Annotated in this window: 19 protein-coding genes; 2 read left to right on the forward strand and 17 right to left on the reverse strand. The window is 57.2% G+C overall.

Annotated features, from left to right (window positions below):
* Nucleotides 1-61: 61 nt before the first annotated feature.
* The 13 genes from ACR0NE_RS09865 to ACR0NE_RS09925 all read right to left on the reverse strand — a co-directional run bounded on the left by ACR0NE_RS09865 (nucleotide 62) and on the right by ACR0NE_RS09925 (nucleotide 14,093).
* Nucleotides 62-1,699, reverse strand: a complete 1,638-nt coding sequence (locus ACR0NE_RS09865) for an ABC transporter ATP-binding protein (protein ID WP_170512411.1) — start codon at nucleotides 1,697-1,699, stop codon at nucleotides 62-64.
* Nucleotides 1,696-2,511 carry an ABC transporter permease gene (locus ACR0NE_RS09870; protein ID WP_170392918.1) on the reverse strand — a complete coding sequence of 272 codons (816 nt, stop codon included), beginning with the start codon at nucleotides 2,509-2,511 and terminating at the stop codon, nucleotides 1,696-1,698. The genes ACR0NE_RS09865 and ACR0NE_RS09870 overlap by 4 nt, the downstream gene beginning before the upstream one ends.
* Nucleotides 2,511-3,467: an ABC transporter permease gene (locus ACR0NE_RS09875; protein ID WP_170392259.1), complete on the reverse strand. Its 957-nt coding sequence runs from the start codon at nucleotides 3,465-3,467 to the stop codon at nucleotides 2,511-2,513. The genes ACR0NE_RS09870 and ACR0NE_RS09875 overlap by 1 nt, the downstream gene beginning before the upstream one ends.
* 15 nt (nucleotides 3,468-3,482) lie before the next feature.
* Complete coding sequence (locus ACR0NE_RS09880; protein ID WP_170594641.1) at nucleotides 3,483-5,069, reverse strand: ABC transporter substrate-binding protein; 1,587 nt, start codon at nucleotides 5,067-5,069, stop codon at nucleotides 3,483-3,485.
* Nucleotides 5,070-5,403: 334 nt separating this feature from the next.
* Nucleotides 5,404-6,507, reverse strand: a complete 1,104-nt coding sequence (locus ACR0NE_RS09885) for a DUF4147 domain-containing protein (protein WP_170594643.1) — start codon at nucleotides 6,505-6,507, stop codon at nucleotides 5,404-5,406.
* Entirely contained in the window at nucleotides 6,507-6,944 is a 438-nt protein-coding gene (gene dtd, locus ACR0NE_RS09890) for a D-aminoacyl-tRNA deacylase (protein ID WP_170594645.1), read from the reverse strand. The genes ACR0NE_RS09885 and dtd overlap by 1 nt, the downstream gene beginning before the upstream one ends.
* A gap of 22 nt (nucleotides 6,945-6,966) precedes the next feature.
* Nucleotides 6,967-7,635, reverse strand: a complete 669-nt coding sequence (locus ACR0NE_RS09895) for a nitroreductase (protein WP_170594647.1) — start codon at nucleotides 7,633-7,635, stop codon at nucleotides 6,967-6,969.
* A gap of 63 nt (nucleotides 7,636-7,698) precedes the next feature.
* Nucleotides 7,699-8,790 carry a TFIIB-type zinc finger domain-containing protein gene (locus ACR0NE_RS09900; RefSeq protein ID WP_170594649.1) on the reverse strand — a complete coding sequence of 364 codons (1,092 nt, stop codon included), beginning with the start codon at nucleotides 8,788-8,790 and terminating at the stop codon, nucleotides 7,699-7,701.
* A 35-nt stretch (nucleotides 8,791-8,825) separates the two neighbouring features.
* Nucleotides 8,826-9,974 carry an SPFH domain-containing protein gene (locus tag ACR0NE_RS09905; RefSeq protein WP_170594651.1) on the reverse strand — a complete coding sequence of 383 codons (1,149 nt, stop codon included), beginning with the start codon at nucleotides 9,972-9,974 and terminating at the stop codon, nucleotides 8,826-8,828.
* A gap of 22 nt (nucleotides 9,975-9,996) precedes the next feature.
* Nucleotides 9,997-10,968, reverse strand: coding sequence for a DUF2927 domain-containing protein (locus ACR0NE_RS09910; RefSeq protein WP_170594653.1), 972 nt, complete (start codon nucleotides 10,966-10,968; stop codon nucleotides 9,997-9,999).
* On the reverse strand, nucleotides 10,968-12,158 hold the full coding sequence (locus ACR0NE_RS09915) for a toxic anion resistance protein (RefSeq protein ID WP_170420695.1): 1,191 nt from the start codon (nucleotides 12,156-12,158) through the stop codon (nucleotides 10,968-10,970). Before ACR0NE_RS09915 ends, ACR0NE_RS09910 begins: the two co-directional genes overlap by 1 nt.
* 29 nt (nucleotides 12,159-12,187) lie before the next feature.
* On the reverse strand, nucleotides 12,188-13,102 hold the full coding sequence (locus ACR0NE_RS09920; RefSeq protein WP_170401630.1) for a 5-bromo-4-chloroindolyl phosphate hydrolysis family protein: 915 nt from the start codon (nucleotides 13,100-13,102) through the stop codon (nucleotides 12,188-12,190).
* A 175-nt stretch (nucleotides 13,103-13,277) separates the two neighbouring features.
* Complete coding sequence (locus tag ACR0NE_RS09925; RefSeq protein WP_480459616.1) at nucleotides 13,278-14,093, reverse strand: pseudouridine synthase; 816 nt, start codon at nucleotides 14,091-14,093, stop codon at nucleotides 13,278-13,280.
* 61 nt (nucleotides 14,094-14,154) lie between these two features.
* On the opposite strand from ACR0NE_RS09925, the gene ACR0NE_RS09930 reads away from it, so the two are divergent.
* Nucleotides 14,155-14,607, forward strand: a complete 453-nt coding sequence (locus ACR0NE_RS09930) for a nucleoside deaminase (protein WP_170594657.1) — start codon at nucleotides 14,155-14,157, stop codon at nucleotides 14,605-14,607.
* On the opposite strand, the gene ACR0NE_RS09935 is transcribed toward ACR0NE_RS09930, so the two are convergent.
* Nucleotides 14,604-15,770, reverse strand: coding sequence for a M24 family metallopeptidase (locus tag ACR0NE_RS09935; RefSeq protein WP_170563974.1), 1,167 nt, complete (start codon nucleotides 15,768-15,770; stop codon nucleotides 14,604-14,606). The genes ACR0NE_RS09930 and ACR0NE_RS09935 overlap by 4 nt on opposite strands.
* Nucleotides 15,770-16,462, reverse strand: a complete 693-nt coding sequence (locus ACR0NE_RS09940; RefSeq protein ID WP_170392232.1) for a metal-dependent hydrolase — start codon at nucleotides 16,460-16,462, stop codon at nucleotides 15,770-15,772. The genes ACR0NE_RS09935 and ACR0NE_RS09940 overlap by 1 nt, the downstream gene beginning before the upstream one ends.
* Nucleotides 16,463-16,519: 57 nt before the next feature.
* On the opposite strand from ACR0NE_RS09940, the gene ACR0NE_RS09945 reads away from it, so the two are divergent.
* The gene (locus ACR0NE_RS09945) at nucleotides 16,520-17,203 is read left to right on the forward strand and encodes a ceramidase domain-containing protein (protein WP_170512393.1); all 684 of its coding nucleotides are present in this window, start codon (nucleotides 16,520-16,522) and stop codon (nucleotides 17,201-17,203) included.
* A 30-nt stretch (nucleotides 17,204-17,233) separates the two neighbouring features.
* Here ACR0NE_RS09945 and ACR0NE_RS09950 read toward each other — a convergent pair whose 3' ends face one another.
* A complete protein-coding gene (locus ACR0NE_RS09950; protein WP_170512391.1) occupies nucleotides 17,234-17,797 on the reverse strand; it encodes a DUF4202 domain-containing protein in 564 nt (187 codons plus the stop codon).
* A 154-nt stretch (nucleotides 17,798-17,951) separates the two neighbouring features.
* Entirely contained in the window at nucleotides 17,952-18,110 is a 159-nt protein-coding gene (locus ACR0NE_RS09955) for a hypothetical protein (protein WP_170401611.1), read from the reverse strand.
* Between the last annotated feature and the right edge of the window lie 182 nt (nucleotides 18,111-18,292).

Below are 18,292 nucleotides of genomic sequence, written 5' to 3' on the forward strand. Positions count from 1 at the left end.
CTTGTGTTCACAGCGCCGGGAATTTGAATGGTCTTCGGTGTTTCTATGAGAAGGGCGCGGATCAGTTCCCCGCGCTCTCCATTTTGCGGTGAGCGACAACCTCTTCCAGCCAGCCAAGATGCATCTCAGGCACCGAGCTAAGCAGCAAGTCTGTATAGTCGTCGAATGGAGGGCTTAGCACCTGGCTCTTGGGACCGTAGCGAACCACCCGACCCTGGTACATCACCGCGATACTATCGCTGATCGCACGGACTGTCGCCAGATCGTGGGTGATGAACAGGTATGCCACATCCTCGATCTTTTGCAGATCCAGCAGCAGCTTGAGGATACCGTCCGCGACCAGCGGGTCGAGCGCCGAGGTGACCTCATCACAGATGATCATCTTTGGCTTGGCCGCCAGTGATCGCGCGATACAGACACGCTGTTTTTGACCACCTGACAGTTCCGCCGGATAACGATCGATGAACTTCTCGCCCAGTTCGATCTCATCCAGCAGCTCAACGATCCGCTTGCGTTTCTCGGCGCCGCGCATGTTGAAGTAGAACTCGAGTGGGCGGCCGATAATCGTACCGACGGTCTGACGCGGGTTCATTGCCACGTCGGCCATCTGGTAGATCATTTGCAGCTCACGCAGGTCTTCACGCGTGCGGCCTTTCAGATCAGAGCTGAGCTTGCGGCCCGCAAAGGTAATCTCACCATCACGGGGTGGAAGAAGCCCGGTGATGACCCGTGCCAGCGTAGACTTACCCGACCCGGATTCACCCACAACCGCCAGTGTCTGGCCCGGATGAAGCTCGACGTTGACATTATGCAGCACGTCGAAATTCAAGCCTTTGTAGCGCGCGGTGATACCATCGACGCTCAGCACGGGTTCAGGAGTTGGTTTTTTCTCTTCGTGCTCGATTGAGCGGACCGAAACCAGCGCCTGTGTGTACTCTTCTTGCGGGCGGTTGATGATCTGGTCGGTATTTCCGTATTCGACCGTATCGCCCATCCGCAGCACCATGATGTCATCACTGACCTGGGCCACAACTGCCAGATCATGGGTGATATACAAGGCGGCAACGCCCGAGTCGCGAATGGCGTCTTTGATGGCCATCAGCACATCGATTTGGGTAGTCACGTCCAGTGCCGTGGTAGGTTCGTCAAAAACCACCAGATCAGGCTCGGGGCAAAGCGCCAGCGCCGTCATGCAGCGCTGCAGCTGTCCGCCCGAAACCTGGTGCGGGTAACGATCACCGATATTGTCAGGGTCGGGCAGACCCAGCTTGGCAAAAAGCTCACGCGCGCGGGCTTCAGCCTCTTTGCGCGAAAACTTCTTCTGCTCGACTGCGGCCTCGACCACTTGATCCATGATCTTCTTTGCGGGGTTGAACGATGCGGCGGCGGATTGGGAAACATATGTTACCTCACCACCGCGCAGTTTGCGGATATCCCCATGAGATGTCTTGAGGATATCACGCCCGTTCACCCAAACCTCGCCCCCGGTGATTTTCACACCGCCACGGCCATAGGCCATTGAGGCCAGACCGATGGTAGATTTGCCAGCCCCGGATTCGCCGATCAGACCCAGCACCTTGCCTGGCGCGAGGTCAAAGCTGACCCCGTGCACGATCTCGATGTCATGGGGCTTTTCACCCGGCGGATAGACGGTCGCGCCGATTTTGAGGTCGCGGACCTTGAGAAGGATATCACTCATCCCCGGCCTCCTTTCAGCGATGTGGTACGATTCAGGACCCAGTCAGCCACCAGGTTGACCGAGATTGCCAGCGTCGCAATGGCCACAGCGGGATAAAGCGCTGCGCCGATACCATAGACGATGCCATCCTTGTTTTCTTTCACGATACCGCCCCAGTCAGCCAGCGGTGGCTGGACGCCCAGTCCCAGGAATGACAGGGTCGAGATGAACAGAACCATGAAGATGAACCGTAGCCCGAATTCGGCCACAAGTGGCGACAGCGCATTGGGCAGGATTTCCCGGAAGATGATCCAGGCGCGCCCTTCGCCGCGCAGCTTGGCGGCTTCAACATAGTCCATCACGTTGATGTCCACCGCTACGGATCGCGATAGACGATACGGGCGAGTGGCATCAAGTAAGCCCATAACAAGGATCAGGATCGGGACGGTCACCGGAACGATGGCCAGAATGACCAGTGCCAGGATCAGAGTCGGGATTGACATGATCAGATCCACCGTACGGCTGAGCGCCTGATCAGCCCATCCGCCCAGTACAGCAGCCAGCAGGCCCAGCGACGTACCGGTCAGAAAGCTGAGCAGCGTCGCCGCTGCCGCGATGAAGATTGTCGTGCGCCCGCCATAGATCATGCGGGTCAGCAGATCGCGACCGATATTGTCAGTGCCTAGCAGATGTTCGGAGCTGCTCGGCTCCCAGACGTCGCCGACGACTTCTGCCATTCCATAGGGTGCAATCAACGGGGCGGCGATCGCCACGAAGAAATAGGCGAAGGTGAAGATAAGGCCAATCAGAGCCGAAAGAGGAATGTTCTTTATCATTTCGGATGCCTCAGTCTTGGGTTGGCAAGGATCGACACGATATCTGCAACCATGTTCAGACCGATATAAACGGCCGCAAACACCACGCCGCAGGCCAGAACAACCGGCACATCTCGTTTGGTCACGGCATCCACAAGGTATTGCCCCATACCGGGATAGACGAACACAACCTCGACCACGACAACACCCACGACCAGATAGGCCAGGTTCAGCATGACGACGTTCACGATCGGTGAAATCGCGTTAGGAAAGGCATGGCGGGCAATAACCTGAAATGTGCTGAGGCCTTTCAATTCAGCGGTTTCGATATAGGCCGATTGCATGAGGTTCAGAATGGCCGCGCGCGTCATGCGCATCATCTGTGCCAGCACGACCAGCGTCAGAACAAAGGCAGGTAGCGCGATTGCATTCAACTTTTGTCCAAACGACATAGAATCATTGATCATCGCAAGCGACGAGAACCATCCCAATTTCACTGAGATATAGTAGATCACCACATAACCGATCAGAAACTCGGGGATCGAAACCGTCGTCAGGGTGATGGCTGAAATCAGTTTGTCGGGCCAGCGATTGCGGAACCGCACGGCAAGCAGCCCCAGAAAGATTGCAAGCGGTACGGAAACTATTGCTGCCACGCAAGCCAGGAACAGAGTGTTCCCAAGGCGTTTTCCAATACTCTCGGAGATATCAAGTTTGTTGGTCAGGGATTGACCCAGGTCACCCTGAAGTATGCCGCCCAACCACTCGAAATAGCGTGTAAGGGCAGGGCGGTTCAGGCCCATTTCTTCGCGTAGGTTTGCCAAGGCCTCTGGAGTTGCGGACTGCCCCAGGACGGCTTGCGCGGCGTCTCCGGGTAGGGCTTCGGTTAGGCCGAAAATCAGGGCCGAAGCGCCGAGCAGCAAAAGGAGTCCCAGCGCCAGGCGCTGGGAAACCAATTTGATGATGGGATGCATTATCCGTAGCCCGTTTTAGACGAACCACATTTTGCGAGATATGTTGCCGTTCATCATCTCTTGCGTCGGGTCAGATTCCCATCCATCCAGCTGGTTGCTGACGCCTTCGACAAAGTCGTTGAACATCGGGCAGATCAGGCCGCCTTCGTTGCGGACCATTTGACCCATCTGGCTGTAGATGGCTTTGCGTTTCTCAGGGTCGAGTTCCGCCTTTGCCGCGAACAATAAGTCGTCAAACGCCTGAACCTTAAACCTCGTGTCATTCCAGTCTGCGGTCGACAGATATGCAGTCGAGTACATCTGGTCCTGAACCGGACGGCCGCCCCAGTAAGACGCACAGAAGGGTTGAACGTTCCAAACCTCGGACCAGTAGCCATCATTGGGCTCACGCTTGATTTCAAGCGGAATTCCAGCCTGTGCAGCAGTCTGCTGGAACAGAGCAGCAGCATCTACAGCACCTGGGAACGCACCATCGGCAACGCGCAAAATAATCGGAGAGCCATCATGACCAGATTTCTTATAGTGCTCTGCAGCCTTTTCAACGCTGAATTCGCGCTGTTCGATGGTTTCATCAAACAATGGATAGGCTGAATTGATCGGCATATCATTCCCGATCGAGCCATAGCCGCGCAGAACTTTGTCAACCAATTCCGCGCGGTTGATGGCGTACTTCAGTGCGGTGCGCAGTTCATTGTTATCAAACGGAGCCGTGTCGCAATGCATGATGAAGACATAGTGACCGCGACCAGCGGTTGAATGCACCGTCAGGTTAGGCGCACGGCCCAACAGGTCGGCAACTTTGGGTTCAACGCGGTTGACGGCGTGGACCTGTCCGGACTGCAGTGCAGCGGTCCGTGCCGTCGCATCGTTGATCACAACAATTTCTACGCTGTCAAAATTGCCGAAATCGCTGTTCCAGTGGTTTTCGTTCTTGGTGAACAAGTGACGGACGCCGGGTTCGTCCACTTCTAGTTTGTACGGGCCGGTGCCGATACCTGCCGCCGGATTATCCATGCCGCCATCGGGCTGAATGATGAGGTGATAGTCGGCCATCAGATACGGCAGGTCCGCGTTCGGCTCGGTCAGTGTGACTTGGAAATTATCTCCATCGGCCTTCATCGACTCGATGCCTTTCATGATGCCCAAGGCACCTGATTTGGAATCTTCGTTCGAGTGACGCTGCATAGTTTTCAGCACGTCTTCGCTGGTCATGGTCTTGCCGTTGTGGAACTCGACCCCTTGACGCAGCTTGAACGTCCATACTTTGGCGTCTGCACTTCCTTCGACGCTTTCAGCCAGGCGCGGTTCGATGGTTCCGTCGGGCGCCACTTCGACCAGTTGGTCTCCGAACTGCTTGCCGTTCTGGAACGGGACTGAGCTTGCGTAGGTTGCTGGATCAAGTGAGTTGGTCGATTCACCACCCTGCAAACCGAATTTCAGATCGCCGCCCTTTTTCGGACCAGCGGCACGTGCGGCATCGGCAAACATAGTGCTTGCCATTGCGGCCGAGACACCCAGTGCCGCTGCTTTACCCATGAATTCACGGCGGGTCAGCTTTCCAGCTGTGACCTGCTTTGACATGTGAGTGAGTTGTTCGTTCATCCAGATTTCTCCCAGTTGATAGGATGTTCAGCCCGTTGGTGGGCTTTTTATTGACGCATGAGTCAACTTAGGTGCAATTCAGGGCAGCGGGCAAGTGCAAATCTCTTGAAATAATGGGGAGGTTCCGCCTTTGATCGCGCCAGATGATCTTGTTATGAGCCTTTGGAAATCCAAAACCCCTTATTCCTAACTACTTACTCTGACCTGAACAAATTATCCGATAGTTGCCTGGTCAGTTTTGCATGAACTTTCGTTCCACAGATCAAACGCCAGTCCGGCCTCTAAGTGATTCTATCGGGTGGGTTTTTCGGATGGGTGGGGTCAGGGTCCCGGATCAGTTTTTTATTGCAACAATCAGATCCATTACGTTTGTTCCTGTGGGTCCCGTGACCAACAGCGCCCCCGCCTTGTCGAGGAAACTGCCGCTATCTGCATTGTCCAGATACGCTTGCGCCTTATCAGACCAAGTGTCGCCGGTAACGATGGCGCCTGCTGCATCTGTTGGCCCGTCGGTGCCATCTGTTCCTCCGACGATGACGGTCAAATCAGATTGCCCTGCGATTTCGCGCGCGAGTGCTAGAGCAAGGGCCTGATTACGCCCACCGCGCCCTGGCGCATCAGGTAGGACCACGGTTGGTTCGCCGCCAAATACCATGGCGCCCTTGGGCATATTCCGCAGCCGATCTCCTAATTTAGCTGCAACCGAGAGATAGTCATCGTGCATCGCTTCTTCGTTGCCGAGGACCTTGATGCCTGAGTTCTCCGCCGCAAATGCTGCGGCGTCGCGCGCGTGTGCGTTTGATGCGATTATCGCGGTGTGGGCAGAAAACTCCGGTTCTTCAGGCGACGATCCGATACCGGAGCCAATAACACCCAGATCATCACCCGGGACGTCCGAGATCGCCAGAACGGTCACACTTTTCCCCGAGAATGCCGACAACAAACCGCCACCCTTGATCCGGGACAGCTTGCGCCGTTCCGTGTTCATCGCGCCGATGTCGAGGCCTTCACTCAGCAGTCTTTGGTTGAGGGCCTCAAGATCATCCAATGTCGCACCGGCCAAGAGGTCCTCGGCAAGCGAAGAAGCCCCTCCCGAAACTAGCAGAAGCAGCTTGCTGTTGGGTTTCATCGCCTCAACCGTTTCGCGCAATGCCTGCCCACCCTTCAGACTGCGGGCATCGGGAATCGGGTGTGCAGCTTCAATCACCACAATATGCTTAGGCAGGTCGTGGCCATGGCCATCCTTGGTAACCACCAGAGTGGGCACTGGGCCAAACCGTTCGACGGCGGCACGGGCCATGGCCCCTGCGGCTTTTCCAACGGCCAATATCTGATCTGGGGCTTCGATCGCCTGAGTGGCCTCCAGCGTTGCGCGATATCCATCAACCGCCGCCACACCTGCGCGCCAAATGTCCTGTGCCTTTTGCGAACTCTGCATCAGCTTTCCATCCAAATTGTGACTGGTCCGTCATTGACCAACTCTACCGCCATGTCAGCTCCGAACGCACCTGTCTCAACCGGAATGCCCCGCGATGAAAGGTTGTGTACAAACGCCTCGTAGAGGTGTTCGCCCTCAGCCGCCGGGGCGGCCCCGGAAAACCCAGGCCTGTTTCCACGCGATGTGTCAGCTGCCAAGGTGAACTGGCTGACCACCAGGGCCGAGCCCTCAATGTCCAATATCGACCGGTTCATCTTTCCCGCGTCGTCCTTGAAGATACGGAGCTTTGCGATCTTTTCAGCCAATTGATCAGCTTGTTTCTCTCCATCCCCCTGCATCGCACAAACCAGAATCATCAATCCGGGGCCCGATCGCCCGATCACTGTTCCATCGACTTTGACCGAGGCACTGGAAATTCGTTGAAGTAAGGCGCGCATCTGCAGGTCCTGTATTCTATTGCTATTCGTGCCAATCGATCACTTCATCCAGCGCGGCACGTTCCGTTCTGAACGCGTTCGCCGGGTGATCCATATCCGCATATCCGAACGAAATCGCGCACAGAATCAAGCGATCTTCTGATATCCCGAAGTAACGGTGAAGAAATGCGCCATGGGCCGCTACCGCTGCCTGCGGGATACAAGCCAGACCCAGGGCCTGCGCCGCCAGTGAAAATGCGGTCACGAAGCCACCACAATCCATCGCGCCGTAAGGGCCCAGTTCAGCCGGGCTGGACAGTATGGCGCAATGTGGGGCGCCGAACAGAGCATAGTTTTCCATCATCTGTTGCGCCGAAGCCCTGCGATCACCTTTTTCGATACCAACCGCTTTGTAGAGGGCCCAGCCACAGGCGCGACGGCGCTCTTGATAAACACCGGAGTAGCCGGTTGGAAAGGGTAGGTCCGGAGTAGGCGCAACGTGCGAAGCTTCGTGTTGCAACGCGTCCCGAAACTGGTCTGTCTCGGCCCCGCTGGTGATGACGACCTGCCAGGGTTGCGCGTTGCACCAGCTTGGAACACGCGCAGCACTGGCGACGATCTGTTCAATCTGTTCGCGCGGCACCAGGTCCGTGCGAAAGGCACGGCAAGAAAAACGATCGGCCAAGAGCGCGTTCAGAGCGTCAAGGTGCAATTCAACATCTCCTTTCAGGCATGCCGAGGAGTAGGTTCCATGAGCGTGCTCTGCTTATCAGCGTTATTGCTGTCCAGTTGCCACCAGATACCCGACGCCGGCCGCAACGAGAAGGCCCAGAACCACGGCGATCGTAATCTTGATTGCGGACCAGGGACGCTCACCCTGAACGCGGCCGGTCCGGCCATTGACCACAAAACGATAGGTCTGGCCGCGGTATTTGTAGGCCGCCATCCAAACCGGCAAAAGGATGTGTTTGAATGTGACATCTCGCACTTCGGTGTCGACAGCGTGAATGCGCTGACGATCGCCTCCGATATCGAACCGTACGTCACGCTCGATCACCCGTGCCATATGCGCGCGGGACTCTTGATAACCTTCTCGCAGTTCGACCGTGTATGCCTCGGCGCGGAAACCGGCCAGATATTCCGGCTGGTATGGCTCAAGCGCAGGCAGGTCCCATGGCTCCAGCGCATCGGTATAGGATTTGGGCAGCGATTGTGATGCCAACACCAGAACATCGTCAAAGAACCGTGCAACCCGTCCGGATTTTGGCGTCCAGCGCACTTTGGGGACCTGTTGCTGCACGCGCTTTCCATCGCGCATCACAGTGCGAGTTTCGTAATACACCACACCGCGTTCCCCACGATAGCTCGACTTGGTATCAGCGTCGAAGGTCCAATACGGGACATAAATGCCCTGCATCTTGCGTCCCTTTCGGGCGTATTCCTTCAACCCGTTGGGTGCAAACCACAGTCGGCCCAGCCAATCCCCCATTGCCTTGTGGGCCGAGCGTTCATCCAGTGCAAAGGGCAACACTCCGCGGGGTTTGATATGGCGGCTAACGCCTGTATCGGTCACTACCGGAGTGGCACAGAACGGGCACTCTGCGGCATGGGTGTTCGGATCAAACTCAACCTGAGCCGCGCAGTTCGGACAGGTCAGAACACGGGTTTCTTCAATCTCGCTGTCAGGCAAGCGATCCGCGATGGCGGCGTCGAAATCCAGCTCTCGCAGACTCGCACCACCCCATGGGCCAGCACCGATCGTTCTGGTGTTGCCACAATGATCGCAGGTCAGCGTTCCGTCACCGGGATTGAACCGATAATCCGCCCCGCATTGGTCGCAGGGGAAACGGTGTTCGTCTTTCGCCATGACAGAACCTCGAAATCAGGTTACCAAATGTCAGATCACGCGCCCGGAGGCGGCGGAGGCAGGATCGTGAACAGCTGTGCCAGTTCCTGCACGTCGCCTGCCTTCTTCCAACCGTCCTGACCGGCAGTCCAGACGTGGGTATCACGCGTGATTTCACCATCGGTTGCCATACGACCCATCTTGGCCTTGGAGAACGGCCCGCTGGTCTGGCCATCCACCGCGATATGCCACACGTGCTCGACGGGTGGCGGGGGTGGCGGTGCCGCAGGCGCTGCGGCTTGCGGGGCAGCGGGGGCGGAACCGCCCCAAGGGCCGCTTGGTTGACCCGCTGCCATGTTCGACATCTGCTGTGCCATCGCCATACCCATTCCCATGCCAAGACCGGCGCCTATGCCGCCGCCCTGACCGGGATTGTTGGCCGCTGCGGTCATCGCTTCAGCTGCGGAATACTGCGTGAACTTGCCCAGATCGCCCGCCAACCCCATCGATGTGCGCTTGTCCAGCGCGGCCTCGACCGCTGGTGGCAGCGAGATGTTCTCGATGTAGAACTCGGGCATGCTCACACCATACCCGTCCAGCACCGGTGACACCTCGGCGGCAATCAGTTTGCCCAGATCGGCAGTGTTCGCCGCCATATCGAGAACTGGAATGCCCGAGCCTGCGATGACGCGGCTGAATTCCTGCACGATGATGTTTCTGATCTGAAAGCTGATCTCGTCCATGGTGAATTCACCATCGGTGCCTACGATCTCTACCAGGAATTTCGCCGGGTCCTTGACCCGCACTGTATAGGTGCCGAAGGCCCGGATGCGTGTTGGCCCAAACTCGGGATCGCGCAGCATGATCGGGTTCTTGGTGCCCCATTTCAGGTCATTGAACCGGGTCGTGTTAACGAAGTAAATTTCAGACTTGAACGGAGACTGAAAGCCGTGATCCCAATGCTGCAGCGTCGTCATGATCGGCATGTTGTTTGTCTCAAGCATGTAGAGACCTGGGGTGAAAACATCTGCCAACTGCCCCTCATGCACAAAGACCGCCGCTTGACCTTCGCGCACGGTCAGCTTGGCGCCGTATTTGATCTCGTGTCCTTCACGCTCGAACCGCCAGACCATGGTGTCGCGCGTATCGTCGACCCAGTGGATGACATCTATGAATTCACCGGTCAGAAAATCAAAAATTCCCATTGGATTTCTCCTGTCTTCGGGGTCAGAGCGACTGCCCCATCAATTCGCGTGCAATGATACGGACCACTGGCCGCGCTTCGTCAGCTGTCATGCCTGGCTTGAGGCGCGGGTCGTATAGAATGGTTAGTAGTTTTTCATCATGGCTTGTGAGCAGGGCGAACTCGTCGTCATCGTTGAAGATTGATGGCCGGGCAGACGGGCTGTCATTCGGCAGCCCCAATCCCTGAGCGATCTCTTCGTGGACGCAACTCAGGCGCACCAGATCGGGATGTTCCGCCCGGATCAGGGCAACAGCCCGGGTATATGTCTGTGGCGCGCTGTTCGACGCCGATGCGAACACAAAGCAATAGAAAGAGCGCGGCAGTTTGTCGAAGAGGTCAAGTTGTGCCTGCCCTATGCCCGGGATCAGTTGTCGCAGCCGGGCTTGCACATAAGCGGTATCATCTTCACCCGCCACGAAGACGTGGAAATTTGCATTCCGGGTGGTGGTTGAGACCGGGTGTCCAGTGAGCCGCGACAAGCGGTTGGCGTAGGCGTCAATTCGGGCGGTCTCTTGTTGGCGGACTTCAGGTGCAACCGATGGACCAAACTCGGGTTTTATGCGAACCGGCGACGACCAGCGACTAAGCTGTCGGCTGGTGCGACTGCTGCCGCTGGCAACGGCTTGCCCCGGATATTCATTATAAAACGCTATGGTCTCAAAGTTCCGAGCCAGATCATCGGCATCATAGGGCGTATCAGGGCCACCGCCATCGGTTCTCAGCAACCCGCGCGTCAGCAAGTTGTTTTGTACGCTTTCATAGTATCGCGCGAGATCAAGGCTCGCTGGTGAGGGCGCTTGATATGCATTGCTCAGGCCTTGCGGCTGGGCAGGTTGAGGTTCAGGAGCGATCGTCGTCGTCAATGCCTCATCGCAGCCAGCAAATGCCAGCAGCGACAAGCCCAATACTGCAATCTTAGCGCGATGAAATGGCCGCACGCCCGCTGCTTCCATTATCCGGGAACAGCCGTTCCGGCATTGTCGCCGATCCCGTCCTGTCGCGCCTTGGCCGATGCGAGTGTGTCGCGCAGCTCGGCTTCCATCTTCTTAAGCTCTTCCTCTGCGGCGGCACGCTTGGCTTTGCCTTCGTCTGCAATGGCGAGGCTTTCGTTGATGGTGCCGATCAGGTCTGCATTGGCTTGTTTGACGGCTTCGATATCGAAGACGCCACGCTCCATCTCTTCGCGGATCATTTTGTTGGATTCGCGCAAGTTGGCGGCGTTCGAGGTCAGCAATTCATTCGTCAGATCATTGGCATCACGTACGGCAGCGGCGGCCTCGGCACTGCGCTGTATGGTGACAGCTTGTGCCAGCTGGGTTTCCCAGAGCGGTACTGTGTTGACGAGGGTCGAGTTGATCTTGGTCACCAGCGACTTGTCATTTTCCTGCACCAGACGGATGGAGGGCAGCGATTGCATCGTCACCTGACGGGTAAGCTTCAGGTCGTGGACCCGGCGTTCCAGATCATCGCGCGCGGCACGCAAGTCGCGCAATTCCTGCGCTTTCATCACCTGTTGGTCTTCGGGCGCGGCCTGAACCTCGGTCTCTTTTTCAGGAATGTCATGGCTGTCCAGCTCGGTCAGCTTCTCCTCTCCCGCTGCGATGTACAGTGCGAGTTCGTCGTAGAACTCCAGCGTTTTTTCGTACAGCAGATCCAAAGACTTGATATCTTTCAGCAGTGTATGCTCATGCCCCAGAAGATCATCAGTAATCCGGTCGATCTGGCTTTGAACGTCCTCATACTGCGCTGTGAATTTGGCGAAGGGCGCAGCACGGCCCAGCAGTTTTTCCCACCAACTGCGTTCGCGACGCACATCCAGTTCGCTCACTGAAAACCCCCGGATCGTTGTTACGATATTGCGAAGGCTGTCACCCGCCGGGCCCACATCCTTGTTGCGCACGTCGGCCAGCATGGCCTGACTGATCTCTTGCAATTCCGCCTGTGCGGATGATCCGAACGAGACGATCGAGTTTGTGTCGCCCATGTCGATCTCACCCATCCGCTTGCGGATCTCGGCACCAACTGGTTCGTCGGCCTCTTCCAACGGGACAATCTCGGCCTGCGGCTCGGGGAGGGCTACGGCGGTGACTTCCTGCACCAGCGTTTCAGCCTCGACTGCCTTGTTTTTAATCTCATCGGACATGGGGTAATCCTCGCTTACATAAAAGCCGGTCAGTCCAACCGGACGCCTTCGCGCTGCAGCCGGTCGCGCAGCACATCAATTTCAACCGTCAGATCACTGCGGTCATCCAATAGCATCTTTCGCGTCCGCGCCGCGAAATTCTGTTCAAGATCGTCCAGCAACGCCGAATAGTCCGCCAACGCCTGCGCATCACGCGTCCGTGCATAGACGTCCGAAAACTTCACCGTCGCATCGCGCGCGCCCTGCAAATAAACCGTCAGGTATTTTCGGGCACCAGCCAGATCGCGCGGGTCTTCCTCGACCGTGCGAAACAGATCGCGGGCTGTATCCTGAAAGCGTTCGACCCGCGCTTCGATCCGGCGGTCACCTGCGCGTTTTATTGCATCTGTCATTTGGGTCAGATGGGTTTCGGCGTCCTCGACCACGCGTGCGACACGGTCCTGCTGGAAGGTGTCGACACCCTCCATTCCTTTGTCCTTCATTGGGTCGAGGCCGAAGGAAACCGAATGTAGAACCGTTGCAGCGGCGCCAAACAGGATGGGGGCCAGCAGGCTTACCTGTGATGCTGTTTCGGCGTCCAGAAATTCGGTCCGGTATGAGGCTAGCGCCGCCCCCAAACCGGTCAGAACGCTGGAAAATATCTTGCGGGGAAACGCAGGTCTGCGTGCGGTGCGGCGGGCGTTGTAAGCGGATTCGGCCCTTAAACCTTCGCGCAGCAGAAACGCGGCAGCGGTCAGTAGCCCTGCCGCAACCAGGCCTATGGTCATTCCGATCGCGCCATCGTTCAGAGACAGAAACACCAGTGGTATCGCCGGGACAAACAGGATGTTCGCGCGTGCACCTGCCGGTTCGACACGGGCACCATCGAATTGGCCACGCGATGGCTGATCCTGCGAGGAAACATCGCCTTCTGGGCTGAATTTGCCACCGTACCGTTTGGCCATTTCGCTACAGGCCCCCCAACAGACCGGTGCAGACGCCGAACAACAGCACCAACAGGGCCGCATAGGCCAATTTTTGTACTCCGGTCCCGGACATGGCGCCCCCCAACTGTGACCATCAGGGAAAATTTAGGCGATACGAGGGCTTGGCGCTAGGGGGAAGGTTGAATAACCCGCGTCACTTGCGAGGTTTCTTGCCGATTTCTGGTCTTTTGCGCTGCGGTCGAGCAGGGCGTTTGGCCGGGGGTTTTCCGCTATCCTCAGCATCCAGCCCCAGTTGGTCGCGCATGACACGGCGGCGGATTTCTTCAACCTCGCCGGGTTTCAGGTTGCCCAGTTGGAATGGGCCGTAAGAAACCCGCAAAAGCCTGTTCACCACATAACCGATATCTTCGATAGCGCGGCGGATTTCGCGATTTTTGCCTTCGCGCAGGCCGATGGTCAGCCAAGCGTTCGCGCCCTGTTGCCGGTCCAGTGTCACGGTCATGGGCTGAAACCGCTCACCATCGATTACCAGGCCTTTGCGCAGCGGTTCGAAATCTTCGTCTTTGGGGCGTCCATTTACCCGCACCCGGTATTTGCGTAGCCATCCAGTTGAGGGCAGTTCCAGCTTGCGCTTGATGCCGCCATCATTAGTCAGCAGCAGCAATCCTTCCGAGTTCAGATCGAGCCGCCCGACGCTCATGACCCGGGGCATGTCCTCGGGCATGTCGTCGAAAATCGTCTTGCGACCTTTTTCGTCACGCGCCGTCGTCACCAGACCTGGCGGCTTGTGATAGAGCCACAGGCGCGAGGGCTCGGGTTCGGAGACCGGTTTGCCATCGACGGTAATCCTGTCCTTGGCGGTTACGTTCAGCGCAGGGTTGTTGATCGCCTTGCCATTCACGGTCACACGTCCGGCTTCGATCATGCGTTCAGCTTCGCGGCGCGAGGCGACACCGGCGCGGGCCAGCACTTTGGCGATCCGGTCGCCGGGAGGAGGGGTATTGGTCATCCTCCGGCCATAACCCATCCCGGCGGCTTGCGAAAGACGGGTTTCTGAGGCAGTCAGAGGCATGAAGTTCAGATCCCACATGAAACAGGCGCTGGAACAGGCACAGGCGGCAGCAGACCGAGGTGAAGTGCCGGTCGGCGCGGTGATCGTCGCGCCCGACGGGCAGGTGGTGGCCGCAGATGGGAACCGCACCCGCGAGTTGAATGACCCCACTGCCCATGCTGAGATTCTGGCTCTGCGCGCCGCATGTACCGCGGCCGGGTCCGAGCGTTTACCCGATCATGACCTTTACGTAACCCTTGAGCCTTGTGCCATGTGCGCCGCAGCGCTGGCCGCAGCCCGCATCCGGCGCATCTACTACGGCGCTTCCGATCCGAAATCTGGCGGTGTCGCGCATGGCGCGCGCGTGTTTTCACACCCACAGGCCCACCATCGACCCGAGGTCTATGACGGCATTGCCGCCGAAGAGGCTGCCGCGCTGCTGAAACGCTTCTTCGCGACGCAGCGCGGTTAAGTTTTTACGACCATCTCACGTGGGATATCAGCCAGAGGCTTGCCCCCATCTGACGTCACCACAAAGCTTTCGGTAATCGCCAGTCCCCAGTCTGGGGTCCAGAGGCCGGGCATTAGGTGAAAGGTCATATTCTCTTGCAATTCCGTCGTGTCACCGGGTCGCAGGCTCATGGTGCGCTCGCCCCAGTCGGGCGGATAGCTGAGCCCGATGGGATAGCCGGTGCGGTTGGCTTTGACATACCCCGCGCGGGCGAAACTGTCATAGACACAAGCCGCGACCTCTTCGCAGGTGATGCCAGGGCGTGCGGCGGTCATTGTGTCGTCGATAGCGGTTAGAACGGCGGCTTCGGCCCGGCGGATATCATCCGGGGGATCACCCAGAAACAGGCTGCGACTGGCGGGGCAGTGATAGCGTCGATAGCAGCCGGAGATTTCGAAATAGGTCGCCTCATCCCGCGCCAGAGGTCGGTCGTTCCAAGTAATGTGCGAAGCAGAAGCCTCACGACCGGAGGGTGCAATCGGCACGATAGCAGGGTAATCTCCGGCTAGGCCGGGCAGTCCGGCGATGCCTGCCGCCTGCACTTCGGCGACAAGTTGGTTTTTGGGCATTCCTTCCTGATATGCGTCACGCAGAACACCGTGCATATGTGCGGTCAGCTGACCCGCCTTGCGCATCATTACGATCTCGGCATCGCTTTTTACGGCGCGCTTCCAATTCACAAGCCCTGTGGCATCAATCAATGCACCGAAGGCGCGTTCGAGGATGCGGTGACTGGCGGCTGAGTAATAATAGTTATCCATCTCCACGCCGATACCAGAGGTCCAGCCGCGATCCCGCAACGCAAGGACGAGCGCGTCGACCGGATGGTGGTCCGGGTGTTGCACATGCTCTTCGGGCCAGTCCAGCAGGTCCCTCGGGTCCAGCCAGGTGGTCTGCGCGGCCCCCGCTTTGTCCTGCGTTCTGCCCCACCAAAGGGGCGATCCGCTGGCGGGCAGGATGACCATCTGCGGTACGTAAAAGCTCCAACCGTCATAACCGGTGAGCCACGCCATGTTCGATGGGTCCGTGATCAACAAGGTCTCGATACCCTGTTGATCCATCGCAGAACGGGTCTTGTGAATGCGGTCAGCGTATTCCTGCGCGCTGAAATCCGACGCGGGCATCAGAGAGAAATCGCCTGCATGACCTCGGGCTCGATTACATCGACACCGGGTAACCCGTCAGCCAATTCCTGAGCCGATTGCGCGAGAATCGGAAAGGTCTTGTAATGGCACGGGATCACTGTCTTGAAATTAAAATACCGCTTGGCAGCATAGGCAGTGCCCTTCATGTCCATGGTAAAGTGGCCGCCTGCCGAAAGGATGCCGATATCGGGTTTGTAATAATCACCCATCCACTCCATGTCGGCCATAATGTCGGTATCGCCAGAGAAATAGAGCATACGGTCCTCGGACGCGATCATATAGCCGACCTCGGTTCCACCCGTGCGAAGACCATCAGGCGTCGAGAAGGTCGAGCTGTGCGAGGCAGGCACCATCGTTAATTTGACACCGTTTAGGTCAACAGTGCCACCTTTGTTGAATCCGACCGTTTCAATACCTTCAGCCTCGGCCCAGTAGCCCATCAGGTCGTATTGCCCGACCACGGGCACGTTTAGATGTTTGGCCAGCGGCAGCACATCGACGACATGATCGAAATGAGTATGAGTCAGCAGGATATGCGTCGCGCCCGCAACGGCTGCGTCATGCTGATCTTCGGGCAAAGACGGGTTGCCCGTCAGCCAGGGATCGATCAATAGGACTTGTCCTGCTGTTTCGATGCGAAAGCTGCCATGTCCCAGCCAAATGATATCCATAGAGAATCCTCCCATTTTCTGCTTGGAGTTAGCCTAGCATCGGCTATGTAAAAATCTATGGATTGGACGCAGTATGTTGATGGATATTGTGAGCGGCTCTCGCCCGCGTATTGGGCCGAGCCGATAAACGCGATTACCAATGCGGCCTTTCTTATTGCTGCATTTGTGATGTGGCAAAGGGCGCGCGGGCAGGGCGCACCGTTGGCGATGGCTTTGGTTGTCATATTGGCGATGATCGGAATTGGCAGCTATCTGTTCCATACCCATGCGCAGGTTTGGGCGGCGATCTTGGATGTGACGCCAATTCTGCTGTACATCCTCGTTTACATCTACGCAGTGAATCGCGATGTCTGGCGGCTGAGCAACAGATACGCGCTGGGTTTGACCGCGCTGTTCTTTCCATACGTGGCGCTGACGATCCCGCTATTCCAGTTGGTGCCTAGGCTTGGTGGCTCGGCGGCATACGCCCCAGTCCCTCTATTGATTCTGATTTATGCGGTCCTGTTGCGCCGGAAAGCCCCGGACACTGCGCGTGGGCTGACAATAGGAGCAACTGTCCTGATCACCTCGATCACCTTTCGATCACTGGACACTCCAATTTGCGGGTATCTGCCAACGGGGACGCATTTTATGTGGCACATTCTGAATGCAGTTATGCTGGGCTGGATGATTGAGGTTTATCTGCGGGCGATCCGAAATCCACCTGCCGGAGCTGCGGTGGCTGCAGGATCAGGGCATTGATCAGAACCACCTAAGCATCTTCCTGATTGGTTAGTCCCTGAACGCAGCAGCCAAAGCCTCGGGCAGATCAAATTCAGCCAATACGCGCGCGCGGCCTTCGGCTGACATCTTGAAAGCCGTTTTTTCAACAATGCGCTGGATTTTTTCGGCGGAGTGCTTGGCGGCAAAAGGTTCAAAGTACCATTTCAGAAAAACGAAACAGATCACGTCCTCAAGCGCCTGTACCTCGGCATTGCGCTTGATCCCCTGTTTGCGCAGCATTTGCCCGACGGCTTCTATATCGTCCGCACCATATTCAGCCTGTTCCATGAATCCTTGCACAACGTCAGCGTGATATACGCCTTGCGCCTTCCTCCAGGCCAGATACCCTGCACGTCCTTCGGGGTATTCAGTGCGCTTTAGCTTCCAGCGTTCGACATGCTGACCACGTGCGGCGATCTGTAAAGCATCCGACGCATCGGGAAATAGCCGATCCAGCTCTGCGCTCATGCGTTGGCCATAAAGCAGTTCGACCGGCTGGCCGTCCTCTATATTAGGGTCTTGCGCATTTGCTGCGTCAATTGCGTCCAGAACGGTTTGCTTGCGTGTGCTCATTCTCTGCTCCGTTAGCTCGCCTGAACTGCACCTGACGGGTGGTTCGGCGTTTGATCCAAGACCATGCTAACGAGTTGTTGGAATGGGTGCAGCAGTCAATTGTAAAAAGCGCCGGATCGGGAGGGGGCATACTGATCCGGCGCGCAGGTCAGGGTTATTTGCCTGCCTGGGTGTGGTCCCTCGTCACGGGCTCCGAAACAGGCGCGGGGAAGCTAAGGTTTCGGGTCAGATTGTTCATATCTATACCCAAAGCCAGGGCGGGCGAGGTCAGAACCAGAGCGGACAAGATGAAGGCGGGAAGAAGGGTTTTCATGAGGTGTCTCCGATTTCTCGTTGCGTCACGATATTGAGGTGAACTGTTCGGTTCATTTATTCAATGGCAAAACTGAACTAATCGGTTTACTTATTTGCATATCAGCCATTCAAATATGCATGGCAGCTGGCGATATTGGGATTGAATCCGCGTCTGCCACCTGTCGCTCTTGCGAGTGTTGC

The sequence above is a fragment of the Ruegeria sp. C9 genome (assembly GCF_056537585.1).